Source organism: Kineococcus radiotolerans SRS30216 = ATCC BAA-149 (genome assembly GCF_000017305.1).
In the GTDB taxonomy this organism is placed as follows: Bacteria; Actinomycetota; Actinomycetes; order Actinomycetales; family Kineococcaceae; genus Kineococcus; species Kineococcus radiotolerans.
Genome location: NC_009664.2, coordinates 2,370,041 through 2,390,667, shown reverse-complemented (window position 1 = coordinate 2,390,667; position 20,627 = coordinate 2,370,041). Strand labels below are relative to the sequence as shown.

Sequence of the window (20,627 nt, the reverse complement as noted above, 5' to 3'; positions counted from 1 at the left end):
GGTGCCGGGCGCGCTCCCTGGCTACTGTCAGCGCGTGGACGGACGCACGCGGCACTACGGGACCTTCTACGGGCTGGACCCGGTGCCCGAGGACGACGGGCGCCCGCTGGTGCTCGTGCACGGCAACTGCCAGGCGGAGTCGCTGCGGGTCCTGCTGGGCCGGGACGGATCACCCGTGCGGACGGTGCGGATCCCGCCGGTGCACGAGCTGGAGGCCGGCGACCTGCCCCACCTGGACCGGCTGCTGGCCCACGTCGACGTCCTCGTCTCCCAGCCCGTGCGCGCGGACTACCGCGACCTGCCGCTGGGCACCGCGCAGCTGCTGGCGCGCGCGGCGCGCGCCCCGCGCCCGGTCGTGGTGCCGGTCGTGCGGTGGGCGGCGCTGTTCCCCTTCCAGGTCATCGTCCGCTCCCCCGCGGCCGGTGAACCGCCGGTCGTGCCGTACCACGACCTGCGGACGCTGACCCTGGCCGCGGGCCGCGCCCCGCTGCCGGAGGTGCCCGCCGCCGACGCCGTGCGGGCGGTGCGGGACCTGTCGGTGCGGGAGCTGACCGAGCGCTGCCGCCGCCACGGCGCGCTCGAGGTCGTCGACCTGCTGCTGGCCGCCGGCGCCGGGGCCGCGCACGTCGTCAACCACCCCGGCAACCCCGTGCTGGTGGGGCTGGCGCGCCGGGTCCTGGAGGCGGCCGGGCTGCCCGGGGAGGTGGCCGAGCCGCAGCGGACCCTGCTGGACAGCGTCCACGCCCCCGTCCTGCCGCAGGTGCTGGCCGCCCTCGGCCTGGAGGGTCCCGACGGCGGTGGCGGCGCGCCCGCGTGGGTCGTGGCGGGCCGGGAGGTGGCCGACGAGGAGGTCCGCGCGGCCCACCTGGACTGGTACCGCGCCCACCCGGGGGTCGCCGAGGCCGGGCTGGCCCGCCACGCCGAGGCCGCGGCGCTGCTCGCGTGAGCGCCCCGTTCACCGCCCTCGTCGTGGGACCGGCCGAGCACGGGGTGACCGCGACCGCGCTGGCCCAGTGGGAGCTGCTGCGCACCGACCCCGGCGCGACGCTGGTGCGCCGGGGCACCCGCCCCGCCGCGGCCGGCGTCCTGGCCGAGCTGGCGGCGCTGCCGCCCGGCCCGCTGCTCGTCCACGTCACCGACCGGCTCTTCGGGGCGGACGCCGACGAGGCCGCCGACGTCGTCGTCGCGCTCGCCGGCGGGGCGGGTCCGGCCCGTCCCCTCGTGGTGGTCCTGCACGACCTGCCCCAGCCCAGCGACGGGCCGGTGAACCACCCCCGCCGGGCCGCGGCGTACGCGCGGGTGGCGCGGGCCGCGGCCCGGGTCGTCGTCGCCAGCCGGCACGAGGAGCGGCTGCTCGCGGCGTGCGGGGTGGACGTGCGCTGCGACGTCGTGCCGCTGCCCGTCCCGGCGTTCCCGCCCACCGGCCCGGCCGACCCGGCAGCCGCGCTGCGCGAGGTCGCGGTCCTGGGCTTCCTCTACCCCGGCAAGGGCCACGAGCAGGTGCTCGACGCCCTCGACGTCCTGCCCGCCCCCGTCGGGGTGACGGCCCTGGGCCGCCCCTCCGACGGCCACGAGGACCTCGTGGACGACCTGGTGCGGCGCGCGCGCGAGCGGGGCCGGGCGTTCCGCGTGACGGGGTGGGTGCCCGACGCGGACCTGCCCGGGCTGCTGCGCTCGCCGCTGCTGCCCGTCGCCCCGCACGCGCACCTGTCCGCCTCGGGGTCCATCAACGCGTGGATCGGGGCGGGCCGGCGGCCGCTGGTGCCGCGCAGCGACTACGTGGCGGAGCTGCTGGAGCGCGCGCCGGGCTGCGTGGAGGTCTACGACGAGCTGGCCCCGGCGCTGCGCGCGGCGTGGGAGGACCCCGCCCGGACGTGGCTGGACGGCCCGGCCGGGCCGACGCTGGCGGAGACCGTGGAGCAGGTGCGCCGCGTGCTGGCCGAGGCGGCCGGGGTGGCCCGGTGAGCCCGCTGGTGTCGGTGGTGGTCCCGCACTACGAGGACCCCCACGCCCTCGACCTCGTCCTCACCGCCCTGGAGCTGCAGGACCACCCGGCCCTGGAGGTCGTCGTCGCCGACGACGGGTCGGCCACCGCCCCCGACCCCGGTCCGCGCCCCTACCCCGTGCGCGTCGTCAGCCAGCCCGACGAGGGGTTCCGCGCCGCCGCCGCCCGCAACCTCGGCGCCGCCGCCGCGGGCGGGGAGGTCCTGTGCTTCCTCGACGCCGACACCGTCCCCGAACCCGGCTACGTCTCCGCGGTGGTGCGCGCCCTGGCCGGCGCGGACCTCGTGGTGGGCCGGCGCCGGCACGCCGACCTCGCCGCCCTCGGTCCCGCCGGTCTCGTCCGCTGGTTCCGCGGCGAGGGCCCCGCGCCGGAGGAGTTCGAGGAACCGGCGTGGCTGCGGGAGGCCTACGAGCGCACCGACGACCTGCGCGCCGCCGGCGACGACGCCTACCGCTTCGTCATCTCCGCCGTCCTCGCCGTCACCCGCGACCTCTTCGACGCGGTGGGGGGCTTCGAGGAGGCGTTCACCGCCTACGGCGGGGAGGACTGGGAGTTCGCCCACCGCTGCTGGCTGGCCGGGGCGGGCTTCGTCCACGCCCGCGACGCGGTGGCCTGGCACGACGGACCCGACTTCGCCGGCCGCACCGACGAGGACGCCGCGCGGCGCTCCCGCAACGGCGAGGGGCTCACCCTGGCCCGCTTCGTGACCGACCCCGCGGCCCGCGGCACCGGCCTGGTGTGGGAGCAGCCCGACGTCGTCGTGACGCTCGACGACCGCGGCGGCGACCCGGCCGACGTCGTGCTCTCGGTGCGCTCGCTGCTGCGCGGCACCGACGCCGGGGTGTGGCTGGCGGAGGGGCCCTCCCCGGTGGAGGACCCCCGCGTCCACGTGGGGCCCCCGCCCGCGGGCGTCCTGGGCCGGTGCCGGTTCCGCGTCGAGCTCGACGCCCCGCTCGTGCTGGAGGGGGCGGACCTGCGCGAGCTCACCGACGTGGCGCCGGTGCGGGTGGACGGGCTGCTGGTGCGGCGGACCCGGGACCTCGCCCGGGGGGTCCCCCGCGAGCCCGCGGTGTTCCCGGGCGCGTCGGCGGCCCCGGCGTCCGGGACGGACCTGCAGCGGGTCTGGGGCCGTGAGGACCACCGGCGGCGGCCCCGGCTTCAGACGTCGGAGCGCACGCCGTTCGTGGTGAGCGAGCGCCCGATCGCCGCGCCGTAGGCAGGCACGACCTCGCCGTCGACGTGGCCGTCGGCCACGAGCTGCACGAGGCAGCGCACGGTGAGGTCCGGGGAGGCGTAGACGTGGTGGGCCAGCAGCGCGAGGTGGGTGAGCTGCTCGCGGCTCAGCTCCTCCAGGCGGCCGAAGTCCTTGACGTAGGCGACGTCGGCCTCGATGACCTGCTGGTGGTTCTCGAAGATGTCCCCGTCCAGGACGGCCGGGGCGATGGCCCACTTCTTCAGCGCGGCGAAGGCGTGCGGCAGGAAGCCCTGGGCGCGCAGCTCCGCGTCGACCTCGTGGAACATCGGCTGCCCCTCGTAGAGGGGGACGAAGGACACCTCGGTGTGGACCGCGACGGCGTCGGCGAGGGTGCGCCTGCCGTTCTGGAAGATCATCAGCTCCGAGCCCTGCACGTCGATCTTCAGCAGGTCCAGCGGCCCGAGGTCGGCCACGTCGTCGAGGCGGGTCGTCGAGACCGGCACCCGGGACAGCACCTGCCCGTAGCGGGCGAACTCGTTGAGGGCCGACAGCCGCGCCACGTCGGGTTCGAAGAGGCTGGTCATCCCGCCCATCCAGGTGACCTTGAGCTCGTGCTCCCCGCCGTCGCCCACGGCGTGCGGCAGGTAGCGCTCGTTGGGCCCGGCGGCGGCGTGCAGCTTCGCCAGGGCGTCGGGCTGGGGCTCGAAGCCCACCACCGTGCACAGGCCCGCGCGCAGCATCGGCGCGTAGGGCGGGTCGCCGTCGATGGGGTTGGCCCCGATGTCCACCACCGCGGTCAACCGCGACGGTTCGAGGAGTTCTCCCCACGACTGCACGTCCCACCACCCTCTCGACGGCCGGCGGCTCCGCCGGTCGCCCGGCACGCTACCGGCCCGCCCGGGCGGGGGGACCGGCGGTCAGTAGCGGAACTGCGCCACCAGGGTCCGCAGCTGCTGGGAGGTCAGCGCCAGGTCGGCGGTGGCCTGCTGGGACTCGGTGACGGCCCGGGAGGTGGAGGCCGCGGCCTCGGCGACCCCGGCGATGTTGGAGGCGATCTCCCCGGAGGAGGCCGCGGCGGTGGAGACGTTGCGGTTCATCTCCGCGGTGGTCGCGGTCTGCTCCTCCACCGCGGAGGAGATGGTGACCTGGAAGTCGTTGATGCGGTCGATGATCGTGGAGATCTCCCCGATGGCCTCCACGGCGCCGCCGGCGTCGGACTGGATGGCCTGCACCCGGCGGGAGATGTCCTCGGTGGCCCGCGCGGTCTGCTGCGCGAGCTCCTTGACCTCACCGGCGACGACGGCGAAGCCCTTGCCCATCTCCCCGGCCCGGGCGGCCTCGATGGTGGCGTTGAGGGCGAGGAGGTTGGTCTGCTCCGCGATGGCGGTGATGGCCTTGACGACGGTGCCGATCTGCTGGGAGGACTCCCCCAGGTCGGCGATGGTGCGGCTGGTGGACTCCGCGACGCGGACGGCGTCGGCGGCGACGCGGGCGGCCTCGTTCGTGTTCGAGGAGATCTCGCGGATGGAGGCGCCCATCTCCTCGGAGCCGGCGGCGACGGTCTGCACGGTGGAGGAGACCTCCTCGGCGGCACCGGAGACGACCCCGGCCTGGGCGGAGGTCTCCTCCGCACCGGCGGCGATCTGGCCCGAGAGCGCCGACATCTGCTCGGCGGCGGTGGCCACCCCGGTGGAGGCGGTGTCGATGGTGGCGACCAGCTCCCGCAGGCGCACCACGGCCGCGTCGAGCGACTGCGCGGTGCGGCCCACCTCGTCGGCGGAGGTCAGCCCGGCCGTGCGGGTGAGGTCGCCGTCCTGCAGGCCCTCGGAGACGTCCTGCACCCGGCGCAGCCCGGCGGCGATGGAGCGGGCGACCAGGACCCCGGCGCCCAGCGCGAGCGCGATCCCCGTGACGAGCAGGACCAGCACGACGGTGCGGTTGGAGCCGTAGGTGTCCTCCACGTCCGCGGCGAGCTGCTCGACGGCGGCGCCCTCGATCTCCCGCAGGGCGGTCAGGGCCTCGTTCATGCTGGTGGTGTGCCGGCCCAGCTCCTCCTGCACGACCCGCACGCGCCCCAGGTCGTTGGCGCGGCTGGCGGCCAGGCCGTCGCTGTCGCGCAGCCGGGTGTAGGCGGCCCAGGCGTCCTCGAAGGCGGTCACGTGCTCCTCGCGCCCGGTCAGGTCGGTGGCCTTGTAGACCTCCAGGGCGCTCTGGAGCGCGGTGGCGTCGTCCTCGAGCTGCCGCTCGCGGTCGGCCATCTCGGCGGCGTCGACGCTGAGGACGTGGCTGAGGAAGTCGACGCGGGCCTCGCGGAAGTGGATGGCGACGTCGTCGACGGCGGTGATGGCCTTGACCCCGTCGGTGTCCATGCGCGCGGCGTCGTCGCGGACCTCGCCCAGGGAGCGCAGGCCGACCGCGCCGACGACGGCGGCGACGAGCGCGGCCAGGCACACGGCGGTCAGGATCTTGGCGACGATGCCGCGGTCGGCCCACCAGCCGCCGATGCCGTGGCTCGTGCTCTCCGGGTGATCCATGGCCGTCGTCCTCTCGCCTGCTGACGACCCCGCCCCCTGGGCTGAGCGCCTCGGGCCGGGTCGTCGGTGGGGCCCGCGGGGCGGTCGCCCCGCGGGTGTCGCCACCTGTCACCCCCTCGTCGGCACCTGAGCCCCCCGACTCAAGCCCCGGACCGGTGCTCCCGCGCGCCACACGGCGTGCGTCAGCGGGACCCCGGGCCGGTACGCGAGGTGGGTCACCGAGGGGGCGTCGAGGACGTGCAGGTCGGCACGGGCGCCGACGACGACCCGCCCCACGTCGGTGCGCCGCAGGGCCGCGGCGCCCCCGGCGGTCGCGGCGTGCACGGCCTCGGCGACGGTCAGGCCCATCTGCAGGACGGCGGTGGCGACGCAGAACGCGACCGAGCTGGTCCAGCTGGAGCCGGGGTTGCAGTTGGAGGCGATCGCGACGGTGGCGCCGGCGTCCAGCAGCCGGCGCGCGGGGGCCAGGGGCTGACGGGTGGAGATGTCGCAGGCGGGCAGCACCGTCGCGACCGTCGCCGAGCCGGCGAGGGCGTCGACGTCGGCATCGGTGAGGTGGTTGACGTGGTCGACGCTGGCCGCGCCGAGCTCGCAGGCCAGCCGCACCCCGGGGCCCGGCGTGAGCTGGTTGCCGTGGACGCGCAGGCCGAGGCCGGCGTCGCGGGCGGCGAGCAGCACCGCCCGGGAGGCGTCCTCGTCGAAGGCGCCGGTCTCGCAGAACACGTCGGCCCAGCGGACGTGCCCGCGCACCGCGTCCAGCTGCGGGCCGAGGAGCTCGGCCAGGTAGTCGCCGGGGTCGGCGCCAGGGGCGACGACGTGCGCGCCGAGCCAGGTGACCTCCTCGACGAACTCCCCCGCCAGCCGGGCCGCCCGCAGTTCCTCGGCGGGGGTGAGGCCGTAGCCGGTCTTCGTCTCCAGCGTCGTCGTGCCCTGGGCCAGCGCCTCGGCGACGTGCTTCCGCAGCCCCGCCCGGAGTTCTTCGTCGGACGCGGCCCGGGTGGCGGTGACAGTCGTGACGATCCCGCCGGCGGCGTAGGGCTGCCCAGCCATCCGCGCCTCGAACTCGCTGGTGCGGTCCCCGGCGAAGACGAGGTGGGAGTGGGAGTCGACCCAGCCGGGCAGCACGGCGCGGCCACCGAGGTCGACCCGCTCGTCGGCGTCGGGGGCGTGGGCGGCGGGGCCGGTCCAGGCGATCCGGTCGCCCTCGACGACGACCGCGGCGTCGCGGACCCGGGCGAGGAGGTCGCTCCCGCCGCGCTCGGGGTCGTTGGTGGTCAGTTCGGCGATGCCCGTGAGCAGGATGCTCGCACCGGACGCGCGCGGGGTGTTCACGTCAGCCTCCTCAGGGCGTCGAGCAGCAGGTCGGCGGGGTCGCCCAGGGTGGTGTGGACGCGGTCGCGGACCCGGGTCTCACCGCCCACGACGACGTCGGTGACGTCGGCGGCGGTGGCGCTCAGGACGAGCTGGGCCGGGTCGGACCCGGCGGTGCGCACCGAGCGGGCGTCCACGGCGACGAGGTCGCAGGGGGCGCCGACGGCGAGGGTCCCGCCGTCGAGGCCGAGGCTGCGGTGCCCGCCGGTGGTGAGGGCGGCGACGAGGTCGGCGGGGTCGAACGCCCCGCGGCGCAGCGCCCCCAGCCGGGCCGCGCCCTCCAGGCCGCGGGCCTCCAGGAACGGGTCGACGACGGCGTGCTGGTCGCTGCCCAGCGCGAGGACCGCGCCCGCGGTGGCGAGGTCGCGCGCGCGCCCGACGCCGTCGCCGAGGTCGGCCTCCGTCGTGGGGCAGGCCGCGACGGTGACCCGCGCGGACCCCAGGCGGGCGACGTCGGCGTCGGTGAGGTGGTTGGCGTGCACGACGGTGAGGTCGGGCCCGAGGAGACCGGCGCGCTCCAGGAGTTCCGTCGGCGTGGCGCCGTGGGCGGCGCGGCAGGCGTCGTTCTCGGCGGGCTGCTCGGAGAGGTGGACGTGGACGGGGGCGCCGAGGTCGCGGGCCGTCGCGGCGACGACGGCGAGGTCGTCCGGCCCCACCGCGCGGACGGAGTGCGCGGCCACCCCGACGCGGAAACCCGCGTCGGCGGGGATCTCCCGGACCCGCTGCGCCCAGGCCGCCGCGGTCCCGTCGGAGAAGCGGCGCTGCTCGGGCAGCGGCGGTTCCCCCGGCGCGGAGGTCAGGTACAGGGTGTCGAGGAGGGTGAGGCGGATCCCGGCCGCGCGGGCGGCGTCGCGCAGGGCGAGGGCGAAGGCGTTCGGGTCGTCGTAGGGGGTTCCGTCGCGGCGGTGGTGGACGTAGTGGAACTCCCCCACCGCCGTCCACCCGGCCAGGACCATCTCGGCGAACACGGCCGTGGCGAGGTCGCGGTAGACGTCGGGGTCCAGTCGGCCGGCGAGGGCGTACATCGCGGTGCGCCAGGTCCAGAACGACCCCCCGTCCCGGTGGGTGCGCCCGCGCAGGCCACGGTGGAAGGCGTGGGAGTGGGCGTCGGCGAGACCCGGGAACACCAGGCCCCGCAGTTCCCGATCGCCGGGGGCCGGGTTCTCCGCCCGGGTCAGGGCGGTGGTCCGGCCGTCGGCGGACTCGACGCGGACCCCGCGCACGGGACCCCCGTCGAGCCACGCCGACTCGCACCAGAACGAGGTCACGCTTCCCACATCGGCACCCGCAGGCCGCGTTCGCGCGCGACCTCGGCGGCCCGGTCGTAGCCGGCGTCGACGTGGCGCATGACGCCGGTGCCGGGGTCGTTGGTGAGGACGCGCTCGATCTTCTGCGCGGCGAGTTCCGTGCCGTCGGCGACGATCACCTGACCGGCGTGGATCGAGCGGCCGATGCCGACGCCGCCGCCGTGGTGCAGGGAGACCCACGTCGCCCCGGACGCGGTGTTCAGCAGCGCGTTGAGCAGCGGCCAGTCCGCGATGGCGTCGGAACCATCGGCCATGCCCTCGGTCTCGCGGTAGGGCGAGGCGACGGACCCGGAGTCGAGGTGGTCGCGGCCGATGACGACGGGGGCGCTGAGCTCGCCGTTCGCGACGAGCTCGTTGAACCTCAGCCCGGCGAGGTGGCGTTCCTTGTAGCCCAGCCAGCAGATGCGGGCGGGCAGCCCCTCGAAGTGCACCTTCTCCCCCGCCGCGGTGATCCAGCGCCGCAGCTTCTCGTCCTCGGGGAACAGTTCCAGGACCGCCCGGTCGGTGCGGGCGATGTCGGCCGGGTCGCCGGAGAGCGCCGCCCAGCGGAACGGGCCCTTGCCCTCGGCGAACAGCGGGCGGATGTAGGCGGGGACGAACCCGGGGAAGTCGAAGGCGCGCTCGTACCCGCCGAGGCGGGCCTCCTGGCGGATGGAGTTGCCGTAGTCGAACACCTCGGCGCCGGCGTCCTGGAACCCGACCATGGCCGCGACGTGCTTGGCCATCGCGGCGCGGGAGCGCTCGGTGAAACCCTCCGGGTCCTTCGCGGCGAGCTCGTGCCACTCCTCGACGGTCACGCCCTCGGGCAGGTAGTTCAGCGGGTCGTGCGCGGAGGTCTGGTCGGTGACGACGTCGATCGGGGCGCCCATCGCCAGCAGCTGGGGGAACACCGTGGCGGCGTTGCCGACGACCCCGACGGACAGCGCCCGGCGTTCGTCGCGGGCGCGCACGACCCGGCCCAGGGCGTCGTCGAGGTCGTCGGCCAGCTCGTCGAGGTAGCCGTGCTCGACGCGGCGGCGCAACCGCGCCGCGTCGACGTCGACGACGATCACGGCGCCCCCGTTCATCGTCACCGCCAGCGGCTGCGCCCCGCCCATGCCGCCGCAGCCGCCGGTGAGGGTGATGGTCCCGGCGAGGGTTCCGCCGAAGCGCTTCTCGGCGACGGCGGCGAACGTCTCGTAGGTGCCCTGGAGGATGCCCTGGGTGCCGATGTAGATCCAGGACCCGGCCGTCATCTGCCCGTACATCGTGAGCCCGGCCTGCTCCAGGCGGCGGAACTCCGGCCAGGTCGCCCAGTCGCCGACGAGGTTGGAGTTGGCGATGAGGACGCGCGGGGCCCACGCGTGGGTGCGGAACACCCCGACGGGTTTGCCGGACTGCACCAGGAGCGTCTCGTCGTCCGCGAGGGTCTCCAGGGTGCGGACGATCGCGTCGTAGGCCTCCCAGGACCGCGCGGCCTTCCCGGTGCCGCCGTAGACGACGAGGTCGTCGGGGCGTTCGGCGACCTCGGGGTCGAGGTTGTTCATGAGCATCCGCAGCGGCGCCTCGGTCTGCCAGCTCCTGGCCTGCAGCTCGGTGCCGCGCCGGGCGCGGACGGGACGGGGTCCGTGGGTCGTCGACATCTCGGGCTCCTCAGTGGATCTCGGTGACGGAACGGGCGGCGGCGAGCAGGTCCCCCGAGGCGACGGCGGCCACGGCGGCCTCGATCTCGGGGGCGAGGAAGCGGTCGGGCCCGGGGCCCTCGACGGTCTCGCGGAGCTTCGCGAGCACGGCGCCGGTGACGGGGCCGGGTTCCAGGGGTCTCCGCAGGTCCAGACCGCGGGCGGCGGTCAGCACCTCGACGGCGACGACGCGGGTGAGGCCGTCGAGGGCGCGGCGGAGCTTGCGCGCCCCCGCCCACCCCATCGAGACGTGGTCCTCCTGCATGGCCGAGCTCGGGATGGAGTCGACGGAGGCGGGGACGGCGAGGCGCTTGAGGTCGCTGACGATCCCGGCCGCGGTGTACTGGGCGATCATCAGGCCGGAGTCGACGCCCGCGTCGTGGGCCAGGAACGCCGGCAGGCCGTGGCTGCGGGCGGGGTCCAGCAACCGGTCGGTGCGCCGTTCGCTGATGCTCGCCAGGTCCGCGACGGCGATGGCGAGGAAGTCCAGGACGTAGGCGACCGGGGCGCCGTGGAAGTTCCCGTTGGACTCCACCCGCCCGTCGGGGGTGACGACGGGGTTGTCGATCGCCGCGGCGAGCTCGGCCGTCGCGACGGCCAGGGCGTGGGCGGCGGTGTCCCGGCCGGCGCCGTGGACCTGGGGGGCGCAGCGCAGGGAGTACGCGTCCTGGACGCGGGTGCACTCCGGGCCCTTGTGGCTGGCGACGATCGGCGACCCCGCGAGCGCCCGGCGGACGTTGCCCGCCGACACCCGCTGGCCGGTCTGGGGCCGCAGGGCCTGCAGGTCGTCGGCGAACACGGCGTCGGTGCCCAGCAGTGCCTCGACGCTCATGGCGGCGGCGACGTCGGCGGTGGCGAACAGGGTGGCGAGGGTGTCCAGGGCGAGGACGAGCTGCCCGAGCATCCCGTCGGTGCCGTTGATGAGGGCCAGGCCCTCCTTCTCGGCGAGCACGACGGGTTCCAGCCCGGCGTCGGCGAGCGCCTTCGCGGCGGGGAGCTCCACCCCGTCGCGGGTGCGGACGGTGCCCTCGCCCATCACCGCGAGCGCGCAGTGGGCGAGGGGGGCGAGGTCGCCGGAGCAGCCCAGCGAGCCGTGCTCGGGGACGACGGGGGTGAGGTGGGCGTTCAGCAGGCCCGCGTAGGCGCGGGCCGTGGCGGAGCGGACCCCGGTGCGCCCGGTCATCAGCGTGGACAGGCGCAGCAGCATCGTGGCGCGCACGACCTCGGTCTCGACCTCGGGGCCGGAGCCGGCGGCGTGGGAGCGGACGAGGCTGCGCTGGAGCTGGGTCCGCCGGTCGAGGGGGATGTGCCGGGTCGCCAGCGCCCCGAAGCCGGTGGAGATGCCGTAGTGCGGTTCGGGGTCGCCGGCGAGGGCTTCGACGCGGGCGCGGGAGGCGTCGACGCCGGCGAGGGCGGCGGGGTCGAGCCCGACCCGGGCGCCGTGGCGGGCGACGTCGACGACGTCGGCCGGGGACAGCGGGCCGGCGGCCACGAGGACTTCTCTCACGTTCCTCATCCCACACCGCGGGAGGGGGTTCGTCAGGGTCCGGCGCGGCGACGGTGTCCAGGGTGCTGGACACTTCGGCGGGTGGCCACGCCGAACGGAGCCCCGACGGTCGCGGCGGCGCTGCGGATCCTGTCGTTCATGGCGGCCCAGCAGGGGCCGGTGGCGGCGGCGACCCTGGCGCGGTCGCTGGACCTGCCGCGCTCCAGCGTCTACCGGTTGCTGGCGGAACTGGCCGGGCAGGGTTTCGTCCTGCACTTCCCCGAGGCCCGCCGCTACGGCCTGGGGATCGCCGCGTTCGAGCTGAGCTCGGGCTACGTGCGCCAGGAACCCGTCACCCGGCTGGGCCGGCCGGTGCTCGCGGCGCTGGTGGACCGGGTGGGCGAGAGCGCGCACCTGGCGGTGCTGGCCGGGCGCGAGGTCGTCTACCTGGTGGAGGAGCGCGCGCCGCGGCGCCCGGCGCTGGTCACCGACGTCGAGGTGCGGTTGCCGAGCCACCTCACCGCCAGCGGGCGGGCGCTGCTGGCCGCGCTGCCGCGCGAGCAGGTGCGGGCGCTGTTCCCGGACCCGTCGGCGTTCACCCGGCGCGGGGCGGCGACCCAGACCGCCGCCGGGCTGCGCTCGGAGCTGGTCGCGACCCGGGCCCGCGGGTACGCGGTGGAGGACGGGGAGATCACCGAGGGGCTGGCGTCGGTGGCGGTGGCGGTGCGCGACCGCAGCGGCTGGCCGGTGTGCAGCCTCGCGCTCACGTTCCCCGCCGGGGACGTCGACGAGGCCCGCCGGAGCGGGTTCGTCGAGGTGCTGCTGCGGCACGCGGCGGACCTGCGGCGGCGGCTGCACGGGGGCTGACGGGGGCTGCACGGTGGTCGACGTCGGACCGGGCGCCGCAGGCGCAACATCGGCGAAACAGCGGGGACACAGCGGGTTCACGGGAGGCTGCTCTGCTGCGCCCATGGCTCCGCACCCCCTCCCCCCCGCCCGCCGGTCCCTGCTCCGCGCCGCCGCGGGGGTCAGCGCCGGCCTCGGCGCGCTGACCGCGACGGCGACCTCCGCCGCGGCCCACCGTCCCGTCCGCGTCCTGCAGCCCGGCGTCCTGCAGCCCGGTCGCGGACCCCGCCGCGGCGTCTACGTGCCCTCCGTCCCCGGCAACGTCCTCTGGGGCCGGCTGCCCAACCGCGACACCGAGCCGTCGGTGGTCGTCGCCTCCGGTGCCGTGGTGACCCTCGACACCGTGTCGCACGAGGGGATCCTGGAGGACCAGGGCAAGGACCCCCGCGGGTACTTCTCGGGTTTCGGCGTCGCCCCGCGCGACGTCCTCGACGACGCGGCGGCCATCGCCGCCTCCACCCCCCACGACGGTCCCGGCCCGCACGTGGTGAACCGCCCCGTGGCCGTCACGGGGGCGCTGCCCGGCGACGTGCTGAAGGTCGAGGTGCTCGACCTCGCCCTGCGGGTGCCCTACGGGGTGATCTCCAACCGCCACGGCAAAGGCGCGCTGCCCGGGGAGCTGCCCGAGCGGTGGGAGGGCGACCCGGCGCTGGCGGAGTACTTCAACGTCGGGGGGAACGTGAGCGTGTTCACCTCCGTCGCCACCAGCGGCGGGGACCTGGTGGGCGCCCTGCCCGGCCCGGTGCCGGTGCGGTTCCCGCTGGCGCCGTTCCTGGGCACGATGGGCGTCGCGCGCGACACCTCGGCGCTGGTCGACTCGGTGCCGCCCACCGACGCCGGCGGGAACATCGACATCAAGGACCTCGTGGTGGGCTCGACCCTCTACCTGCCGGTGCGGGTGCCGGGCGCGATGTTCTTCGTGGGCGACCCGCACATGGCCCAGGGCGACGGCGAGGTCGCGCTGACCGCGATGGAGGGGTCGCTGCGCGCGACCGTGCGCCTGACCGTGGTGCGCCCCGGCGAGGGCGGCGCCCCGCAGCAGACCGCCCGGACCCCCTTCGCCGAGACCCCCGAGCACTGGATCCCCGTGGGCCTCAGCGACCCCGACGGACCCGGGGGCGGGGCGCAGGGCACCGACCTCGGGGTGGCGATGCGCGACGCCGTGCGCCACGCGCTGGACTTCCTCACCACCGACCTCGGCGTGCCCGGACCGGTGGCCTACGCGTACCTGAGCGCGGCGACGGACTTCCACGTCTCGCAGGTCGTGGACCGGACCGTCGGGGTGCACGCCACGATCCGCAAGTCCGACTTCCCGCGCTGAGGGCGGGACGGGTCAGCTGAGCGGGGCGTCCAGCAGCGGGGCGAGGCCGTCGAGGAGGCGGTCGAGGCCGAAGGCGTAGGCGCGGTCGGGGTCGTGGGCGCTGCCGGCCGCCTCCCCGGCCGCCGCGCCGACCCGGACGGCGCGCGGGTAGCGGACCGGGTCCAGCACCCGCGTCAGCAGGGGTGCCACCGAGCTCCACCACTCCCGGTCGCTGCCGGACTCCGCGGCGGTGGCCCGGGCGTCGGCGGCGTCGCGGGCGCAGGCGCGGACGAAGACGAGCAGGTGGGTCAGGCAGGCGTCGCGGGTCACGTCGTCGAGGCCCCCCTCGCCGCCCGCGTCGTCGAGGGCGGCGAGCTCGTGCTCGTACTTGGCGGTCTGGCCGGGGCCGAGGGAGGGCCGCGCGGTGGACACCTCGGCGGCCCAGGGGTGCGCCTCGTAGAGGCCGCGGTTCTCGGTGGCGACGGCGGCCAGCCGCTCGCGCCAGGGGCGGCCGGTGGTGTCGGTGCGGTCCATGCCCAGGTAGGCCGCGTCGAGCATGAGGTCGAGCAGCTCGGCGCGGTCGGCGACGTAGGTGTAGAGCGACATGGTCGAGATCCCGAGGCGCTCGGCGACCCGGCGGGTGGTCAGCGCGGGCAGGCCCTGCTCGTCGGCGAGGGCGAGCGCGGCCGCGACGACGGCGTCGAGGTCGTGGGTGCGGCGCGGTCCCCTGGTGGGCACGGCGGCGGGGTCGCGCCACAGCAGGGCGAGGGTCCGGGCCGGGTCGCCGGCGTTGACGCGGTCGGGGCTCACCGGGGCATCCTCGCCGGTCCCCGGGAGCGGGAGCACCGCGCCGGGAACACTCCCACCCCCCTCCACGTTGTACGGCGTACGGAGTAACGGCATCGACGGCGAGGAGCCCCCCCGTGAACATCACCGCCAGCGCCCTGTCCCTGAACGTCGAGGACGTCGAGGCGTCCGCCGCCTTCCTCGTCGAGCACTTCGGCTTCACCCTCGACGGCGCCGCCGACGGCTACGCCGGCCTCAGCCGGCCCGACGCCGGGATGCACCTGGTCTACCTGCGCCGGGGGCTCGCGACCCTGCCCGCCGACCAGCGCGACGAGCTCGCCCGCGGGCAGATCGTCGCCTTCGTCGTCGACGACCTGGAGGGGGAACTGGCCCGGCTGCGGGCGGAGGGCGTCGAGATCACCATGCCGCTGACCGTCGAGGAGTGGGGCGAGCGCGCCTTCCAGGTCCGCGACCCCAACGGGGTGGTCCTCCAGCTCGTCGACTGGAACGGCTGAGCACCCCGCCGGGCACCTCACCCCCCTCGCGGGCCGTCGTGCTCGCCACCGGCGGCGGGACCACCCGGCGACCCGGCGCCGCGGGTGCTCGCGAAGGCCCGTTCGAGCCCGTCGAGCACCAGGTCGAGCCCCCACTCGAACTCCCCGCCGTGGTCGTAGCCGGGGCGCAGGACGTGCTCGCGCGAGAACTCCACGAAGTGGGGGTGCTCGCCGGGCGGCACCGCCGCCAGGATCCGCTGCGCCACCTCGGTGCTGCGCTCCTCGGTGTCGAAGGGCAGCGCCCTCTCCTGCACCGCGAAGCCGTGGACGTAGGCGTCGACGACCGACAGGGCGTGCGCCGTGAGCGGGACCGGGAACCCCGCGCCGCGCAGGACCCCGATGAGCGCGTCCAGGTGGGCGAGCGCGGTCGGTCCCGGGTGCGCTCGCGACTGCACCACCGGCGCCGCCCACGGGTGCCGGGCGAGGACGGTGCGCACGGAGACCGCGCGCCGGCGCACCACGTCCCGCCAGTCCCCGTCGTCGCCGTCGTCCCCGTCGCCGCCGACGGGGGAGCCGAACTCGGCGAACACGGCGTCGACCATCCCGTCGAGCAGGTCGTCCTTGTTGGCCACGTGCTTGTACAGCGACATGGCCTCCACGCCGAGCCGCTCGCCGAGCTTGCGCATCGAGAGCGCCTCGAGGCCCGACTCGTCCGCCAGCGCCACGGCGGCCCGCACGACCTGGCTGCGGCTCAGCCGCGGCCGGGTGCGCCCCTCGTCCCCGGCCGCTCCCGTCCCCGCTCCCGCCCCTGGGTGCCTTGACCGGCTCACGTCACGAGCGTACAACTGGGTTACACCGTAAGCCGGAACTCCCGAGGGGCCCCCGTGACCACTGAGCAGCACGCCCGGGCACCCCGGGGGACGACGACGGGGATGCGCGCCCTGGTGCGCCACCGCTACGGCGCGACGGCCGACGTCCTGCGCTGCGAACGGGTCGACCGCCCGCGCCCCGGGCCGGGCGAGGTGCTCGTGCAGGTGCGCGCCGCCGGCGTCGACCGGGGCGTGGTCCACCTCGTCACGGGCCTGCCCCACCCGCTGCGGCTCGCCGGGTACGGCCTCCGCGCCCCGCGCAACCCCGTCGTCGGCGGCGACCTCGCCGGTACGGTCGTGGCCCTCGGCGACGGCGTGCGGCGCTTCCGCGTCGGCGACGAGGTGTACGGGACCGGCCACGGCACCTTCGCCGAGTACGCCCGGGCCGACGAGGGGAAGCTGGCCCCGCGACCCGCGACGGCGAGCTTCGAGCAGGCCGCCGCGGTGCCCGTGTCGGGCACGACCGCGCTGCAGGCGGTCCGCGACCACGGCCGCGTCCGGCCCGGGCAGCAGGTCCTCGTGATCGGCGCCGGCGGCGGCGTCGGCTCCTTCGCCGTCCAGATCGCCCGGTCCTCCGGCGCCGTCGTCACCGGGCTCACCAGCCCGGGGAAGCTCGACTTCGTCCGCTCCCTCGGAGCCGACACCGTCCTCGACCGCACCGCGGACGCCCTGCCGGAGCGCCGCTACGACGTCGTCCTCGACACCGGCGGCGGCACCCCCGTCTCCCGGCTGCGCCGGGCGCTCACCCCCACCGGGACCCTCGTGATCGTCGGCGGGGAGACCGGCGGGCGCGTGCTGGGCGGGGTGCAGCGCCAGCTCGGCGCGACCCTGCTCTCCCCCTTCGTGCGCCACCGGCTCGGCACGTTCGTGGCCCGGGAGAACGCCGCCGACCTCGCGGTCCTCGCCGGGCTCGTCGACTCCGGCCGCCTCGTCCCGGCGGTGGACCGGGTGCTCCCGCTCGCCTCGGCCCCGGAAGCCCTCGCCCTGCTGTGCGCGGGGTCGGTGCGCGGCAAGCTCGTCCTCTCCGTCTGACTGGACGCCGAGCGCCGCGCGGGACGGCACCCGGCACCCGGTCGGGGGCCGGGTCAGGTCCAGTACAGGAACCGGGCCGCCGGCAGCCGCTGCGGGAGCGCCGCCTCGAACCACGTCCGCAGCTCGCGCATCGTGTCGCGGTCGTAGACGTACTTCACCGCGCCGAACTTCCCGTGCTTGCGGGTGCGGGTGGACTCCTCCAGGTCCAGCTTGGTCCGCGGGTACCAGCCGAGCTGGACGTCCTTGCTCTTGGGCGTGAAGCGGTGGGTGATGCACTCCACCGTCAGGTCCGCGTCGGCAGGCAGCTCCGCCGCGGCGGCGTCGAGGAGCTCGCCGTAGCGCGCGGCCCAGTCCTCCACCGGCATGATCGGGGCGATGGTCAGCCCCACCGGGTACCCGGCGCGGGCCAGGCGGCCCAGGGCGTGCAGGCGGGAACGGACGCGCGCCGTGCCGCCCTCGAAGCGCTCCACGTCGGCGACGTTCACCGAGGCGCGGATCCGGGTGCGGCCGTGGTGGGGCAGGTCCAGCAGGCCCTCGACGTCGTCGTACTTCGTCGTCAGCCGCAGCTGCACCGGGCCCGGCCACTCGTGGGTGCCGAAGTGGGTGACCGTCGCGGCCAGCGACCCCGTGACGTGCTCCAGGGCGAGGGGGTCGGTGTAGCAGGACGCCTCGAACGTCGTCCCCTCGTGCCCGCGGGCCTGCGTGCCCGAGGTGACCCCGCCGGTGCCGACGACCTCGTCGAGGCCGGCGAGGATCCGGGGCAGGTCGGCGTAGACGCGGGTGATCGGCGGCCCGGACAGCGACCCCGCCAGGTAGCAGTACTGGCAGTGCCCCGGGCAGCCCTCGGCGAGGGGGAAGGAGAAGTCCGCGCTCGGCGGGATCGGCGTGGGCCGGCGCTTGGACGCGGCGCTGGTGACGACGGCGAGCGTCTTCTTGGCGCGGGCGTAGGTGGCGCGGTCGTCGTCCCCGCGCAGCGGCGGGAGGCGGTCCCCGCTCAGCAGGGTGACGTCCTCGACGCCGGCGGCGGCGAGGCGGTCGAGGATGGCGCGGCCGTGGGGTTCGGCCTGCGCGGACGCGGTGACGAGGACGTGGCGGGGGGTCCAGAGGACGGGCTTCGCGGGGGCGTCGGTGAGCATCACCGGGTACAACGCCGGGCGGGCGCGGCCCCGTCCCCGCGGCGTCGTGGCGTGCGCCACTCCCCCGCCGGGGCGAGACTCCGGGGGTGATCGCCGGACTGTTCCGCACCGTGGCCGCGCTGCGCTCGGCCAAGGCCCTGCACCCGCGCGGCGCCGTCGTCGAGGGCACGCTCGTCCGTTCCGGGCTGCGCCGCGCCACGGGGGTCCCCTGGATCGACGAACCCGGCGTCGACGAGGTGCTGGTGCGGTTCTCCCGCGGCGGGGGGTTGCCCGAACCGCTGCCCGACGTGCACGGGATCGCCCTGCGGACCACCTCCCCCGACGGCGACCCGTGGGACCTGCTGCTCGCCACCACCCTCGGCCGGCGCGTCCCCTGGCCCCGGCGCCGGGCGGAGGGGGTCCTGCACTCCAGCATCGCGGCCTTCGCCGCGCCCTGCGGCCCGCTGCTGGTGGGGGCCCGCTCGCACGAGGGGGGCTACCTGCTGGCCGTCGCCGCCCCGCGCGGTCCCTGGCGGGTGTTCGCCGCGCTGCACCTGGACCGGGACCCGGCCCGGGCGCCGGACCGGACCCTCACCTTCGAGCCGGTCCTGCACGCCGTCCCCGGGCTGGCGATCCCGCCGTGGTGGCAGCGGGTGCGCGAACCCGGGTACGCCGGGTCGCGGGAGGGGCGCCGGCGCTCCGCGGGCCGCTGACCGCGGCCGGCGCGGGTCAGGCCGAGGCCCGGACCCCGTCGGCGGGGACCGCCGGGCTGGGGAACCAGTGCTCCTCGGGGGCGGGGGCCCCGAAGAGGGAGCCCTGGGCGGAGCGCCACCCCTGCGCGGCCAGGTGGGCGGCCTGGGCCGCGGTCTCCACGCCCTCGCAGGTGGAGGACAGCCCGAAGCCGACGGCGAGGCCCACCACGGCGGCCGCGATGCGGTCGGAGGTCGCGTCGGCGGGCAGGTCGCCGACGAAGGAGCGGTCCAGCTTCAACCCGCCCACCGGCAGCCGGCGCAGGTCGGACAGCGCCGAGTAGCCCGTGCCGAAGTCGTCGAGGAGGACCTCGACGCCGAGGTCGGCCAGGTCGTGCAGCTCGCGCTCGGTGACGGCGTCGCCGGGGACCAGGGACGTCTCGAGCAGCTCGACGGCCAGGCGCTGCGGGGGGAGCCCGTGCCGGGCCAGCCCGTGGGCCACGGCCGGCGCGAACGTCCCGTCCAGGCGGCGGGCGGAGGTGTTCACCGACACCCGCCCCTCGGGGTGGCGGGCGAGGAAGCCCAGCACCTCCTCCAGGACGGCGGCGTCGACGGCCGTCACCAGGCCGCACTCCTCGGCCACGTCGAGGAACTCCTCGGGCAGCAGCAGCCCGCGCTCGGGGTGCTCCCACCGCACCAGCGCCTCGAACCCGGTCCGCCGCCGGTCCGCGAGCCGCACCACGGGCTGGTAGTGGACCCGCAGCTCCCCGCGCTCCAGGGCGCGGCGCAGGTCGTTCTCGACGGTGAGGCGGCGGACGGCGCGGCGGCGCATGGCGTCGGTGAAGACCCGGCAGCAGCCGCCGCCCGCGGCCTTCGCCGCGTCCAGGGCGGTGTTCGCGTCGCGCAGCAGGGTGGCCGCGTCCAGCTCCGGCGCGCCGGGCCCGGCCCCCTGCAGGGGCGCCGCCAGGTCGACCACGGCCAGCCCGGTGCTCACCGCGCAGCGGATCTCCTGCGGCCCCGCGGGGCCGGGGACCTCCAGGGGCGCGGCGAGGGCGCGGGTGAGCCGGTGCGCCACGTCGACGGCCTCCCCGGCGTCGGCGAGCCCGGCGAGCACCACCGCGAACTCGTCGTCGCCCAGGCGCGCCACCACGTCCCCGCCGCGCACCCCGGCCAGCAGGCGGCGGGCGACGGTGAGCAGGACCTCGTCGCCCACGGCGTGCCCCAGGCTCTCGTTGACGACGCGGAAGCGGTCGAGGTCGCAGGTCAGGACGCCGACCAGCCCGGTCCCGGCGCGCAGCCGGGCGGTGAGGTCGGTGACCGCCGCGGCGCGGCCGGGCAGGCGGGTCAGGGGGTCGTGGTCGCCGGGCGCGCGCGGCCGCTCGCGGTGCGCGTCCAGCAGGTGCAGCACCACCACCGCGTCCCCCCCGGACGTGGTGGCCAGCGAGGAGAGGGTCCGGGCGCGGAAGACGACCCCGTCGCCCCGCAGCACCGGGACCTCGCCGGTCACGGCGGGGTCCCCGTCGAGCAGCCGCGCGACCGTGCCCTCGACGTCGTGGGCGCCCTCGGCCGAGGACAGCACCTCGGCCAGCCCGCGCCCGAGGACCTCGCCGGACGGGCGGCGCAGCAGCCCCGCGAAGGCCTCGTCGACGCCCAGCACCCGCCCCCGCAGGTCGGTCACCACCAGCCCCACCGCGGCGGACAGGACCGCCCGGGCGAGGTCCACCCCCGCCGGTGGCTCGTGCACGGCTCACCTCCCCCGCCGCGGCTCATCACCGGACCTTCTGAGGCGATCCGGTCGCTCGATGAGTCTGGCGCGCCCCGGGCCCCGGCACAAACCCCCCGGAGGACCCCGCGCGGGGTCCCGCCCCGCCCCGCCG

At 76.7% G+C, this 20,627-nt stretch carries 18 protein-coding genes; 8 read left to right on the top strand and 10 right to left on the bottom strand.

The features are described 5' to 3' along the window. The first annotated feature begins 34 nt into the window (after positions 1-34). From KRAD_RS25660 to KRAD_RS26420, 3 genes are read left to right on the top strand one after another with little or no spacing between them, the layout of a single operon-like run. Positions 35-946, top strand: coding sequence for a WcbI family polysaccharide biosynthesis putative acetyltransferase (locus tag KRAD_RS25660; protein ID WP_041292040.1), 912 nt, complete (start codon positions 35-37; stop codon positions 944-946). Further along, positions 943-1,965, top strand: coding sequence for a glycosyltransferase family protein (locus KRAD_RS26425; protein WP_012085788.1), 1,023 nt, complete (start codon positions 943-945; stop codon positions 1,963-1,965). Before KRAD_RS25660 ends, KRAD_RS26425 begins: the two co-directional genes overlap by 4 nt. Continuing rightward, on the top strand, positions 1,962-3,221 hold the full coding sequence (locus KRAD_RS26420; RefSeq protein WP_012085787.1) for a glycosyltransferase family 2 protein: 1,260 nt from the start codon (positions 1,962-1,964) through the stop codon (positions 3,219-3,221). Before KRAD_RS26425 ends, KRAD_RS26420 begins: the two co-directional genes overlap by 4 nt. Here KRAD_RS26420 and KRAD_RS11520 read toward each other — a convergent pair. The 6 genes from KRAD_RS11520 to hutH form a co-directional block, all read right to left on the bottom strand. After that, positions 3,164-4,036 (bottom strand): FkbM family methyltransferase, encoded by an 873-nt coding sequence (locus tag KRAD_RS11520; protein WP_012085786.1) that lies wholly within the window; start codon positions 4,034-4,036, stop codon positions 3,164-3,166. The two genes, KRAD_RS26420 and KRAD_RS11520, sit on opposite strands and share 58 nt — an antisense overlap. 81 nt (positions 4,037-4,117) lie before the next feature. After that, positions 4,118-5,734, bottom strand: a complete 1,617-nt coding sequence (locus KRAD_RS11515; protein WP_012085785.1) for a methyl-accepting chemotaxis protein — start codon at positions 5,732-5,734, stop codon at positions 4,118-4,120. A 108-nt stretch (positions 5,735-5,842) separates the two neighbouring features. After that, the gene (gene hutI, locus KRAD_RS11510) at positions 5,843-7,066 is read right to left on the bottom strand and encodes an imidazolonepropionase (RefSeq protein WP_012085784.1); all 1,224 of its coding nucleotides are present in this window, start codon (positions 7,064-7,066) and stop codon (positions 5,843-5,845) included. After that, positions 7,063-8,373, bottom strand: a complete 1,311-nt coding sequence (locus tag KRAD_RS11505; protein WP_041292039.1) for a formimidoylglutamate deiminase — start codon at positions 8,371-8,373, stop codon at positions 7,063-7,065. The genes hutI and KRAD_RS11505 overlap by 4 nt, the downstream gene beginning before the upstream one ends. Next, positions 8,370-10,034 carry a urocanate hydratase gene (hutU, locus tag KRAD_RS11500; protein ID WP_012085782.1) on the bottom strand — a complete coding sequence of 555 codons (1,665 nt, stop codon included), beginning with the start codon at positions 10,032-10,034 and terminating at the stop codon, positions 8,370-8,372. The genes KRAD_RS11505 and hutU overlap by 4 nt, the downstream gene beginning before the upstream one ends. A 10-nt stretch (positions 10,035-10,044) precedes the next feature. Beyond that, positions 10,045-11,589: a histidine ammonia-lyase gene (gene hutH / locus KRAD_RS11495; RefSeq protein ID WP_012085781.1), complete on the bottom strand. Its 1,545-nt coding sequence runs from the start codon at positions 11,587-11,589 to the stop codon at positions 10,045-10,047. 72 nt (positions 11,590-11,661) lie between these two features. On the opposite strand from hutH, the gene KRAD_RS11490 reads away from it, so the two are divergent. Then, a complete protein-coding gene (locus KRAD_RS11490) occupies positions 11,662-12,426 on the top strand; it encodes an IclR family transcriptional regulator (RefSeq protein ID WP_012085780.1) in 765 nt (254 codons plus the stop codon). Positions 12,427-12,529: 103 nt separating this feature from the next. Then, complete coding sequence (locus KRAD_RS11485) at positions 12,530-13,786, top strand: acetamidase/formamidase family protein (protein ID WP_012085779.1); 1,257 nt, start codon at positions 12,530-12,532, stop codon at positions 13,784-13,786. 12 nt (positions 13,787-13,798) lie between these two features. Here the strand turns inward: KRAD_RS11485 and KRAD_RS11480 are convergent, their stop codons facing one another. Next, the gene (locus KRAD_RS11480) at positions 13,799-14,575 is read right to left on the bottom strand and encodes a TetR/AcrR family transcriptional regulator C-terminal domain-containing protein (RefSeq protein WP_012085778.1); all 777 of its coding nucleotides are present in this window, start codon (positions 14,573-14,575) and stop codon (positions 13,799-13,801) included. A 113-nt stretch (positions 14,576-14,688) separates the two neighbouring features. On the opposite strand from KRAD_RS11480, the gene KRAD_RS11475 reads away from it, so the two are divergent. Continuing rightward, a complete protein-coding gene (locus tag KRAD_RS11475) occupies positions 14,689-15,066 on the top strand; it encodes a VOC family protein (protein ID WP_012085777.1) in 378 nt (125 codons plus the stop codon). Positions 15,067-15,083: 17 nt separating this feature from the next. Here the strand turns inward: KRAD_RS11475 and KRAD_RS11470 are convergent, their stop codons facing one another. Continuing rightward, positions 15,084-15,875, bottom strand: coding sequence for a TetR/AcrR family transcriptional regulator C-terminal domain-containing protein (locus KRAD_RS11470; RefSeq protein ID WP_012085776.1), 792 nt, complete (start codon positions 15,873-15,875; stop codon positions 15,084-15,086). 102 nt (positions 15,876-15,977) lie between these two features. Here KRAD_RS11470 and KRAD_RS11465 point away from each other — a divergent pair, with 102 nt between their 5' ends. After that, positions 15,978-16,946, top strand: a complete 969-nt coding sequence (locus KRAD_RS11465; RefSeq protein WP_041292038.1) for an NAD(P)-dependent alcohol dehydrogenase — start codon at positions 15,978-15,980, stop codon at positions 16,944-16,946. A gap of 53 nt (positions 16,947-16,999) precedes the next feature. Here the strand turns inward: KRAD_RS11465 and KRAD_RS11460 are convergent, their stop codons facing one another. After that, entirely contained in the window at positions 17,000-18,082 is a 1,083-nt protein-coding gene (locus KRAD_RS11460; RefSeq protein ID WP_012085774.1) for a spore photoproduct lyase family protein, read from the bottom strand. Positions 18,083-18,168: 86 nt separating this feature from the next. Here KRAD_RS11460 and KRAD_RS11455 point away from each other — a divergent pair, with 86 nt between their 5' ends. Further along, positions 18,169-18,774: a catalase family protein gene (locus tag KRAD_RS11455; protein ID WP_012085772.1), complete on the top strand. Its 606-nt coding sequence runs from the start codon at positions 18,169-18,171 to the stop codon at positions 18,772-18,774. Positions 18,775-18,790: 16 nt separating this feature from the next. Here KRAD_RS11455 and KRAD_RS11450 read toward each other — a convergent pair whose 3' ends face one another. After that, positions 18,791-20,494, bottom strand: a complete 1,704-nt coding sequence (locus KRAD_RS11450) for a putative bifunctional diguanylate cyclase/phosphodiesterase (RefSeq protein ID WP_012085771.1) — start codon at positions 20,492-20,494, stop codon at positions 18,791-18,793. Positions 20,495-20,627: the final 133 nt, after the last annotated feature.

Bases quoted from the DNA above. Each gene is read 5' to 3' on its own strand.
- KRAD_RS11515 (WP_012085785.1), bottom strand. From the start codon at position 5,734: ATGGATCACCCGGAGAGCACGAGCCACGGCATCGGCGGCTGGTGGGCC.
- hutU (WP_012085782.1), bottom strand. From the start codon at position 10,034: ATGTCGACGACCCACGGACCCCGTCCCGTCCGCGCCCGGCGCGGCACC.
- hutH (WP_012085781.1), bottom strand. From the start codon at position 11,589: ATGAGGAACGTGAGAGAAGTCCTCGTGGCCGCCGGCCCGCTGTCCCCG.
- KRAD_RS11485 (WP_012085779.1), top strand. From the start codon at position 12,530: ATGGCTCCGCACCCCCTCCCCCCCGCCCGCCGGTCCCTGCTCCGCGCC.
- KRAD_RS11465 (WP_041292038.1), top strand. From the start codon at position 15,978: ATGCGCGCCCTGGTGCGCCACCGCTACGGCGCGACGGCCGACGTCCTG.
- KRAD_RS11460 (WP_012085774.1), bottom strand. From the start codon at position 18,082: ATGCTCACCGACGCCCCCGCGAAGCCCGTCCTCTGGACCCCCCGCCAC.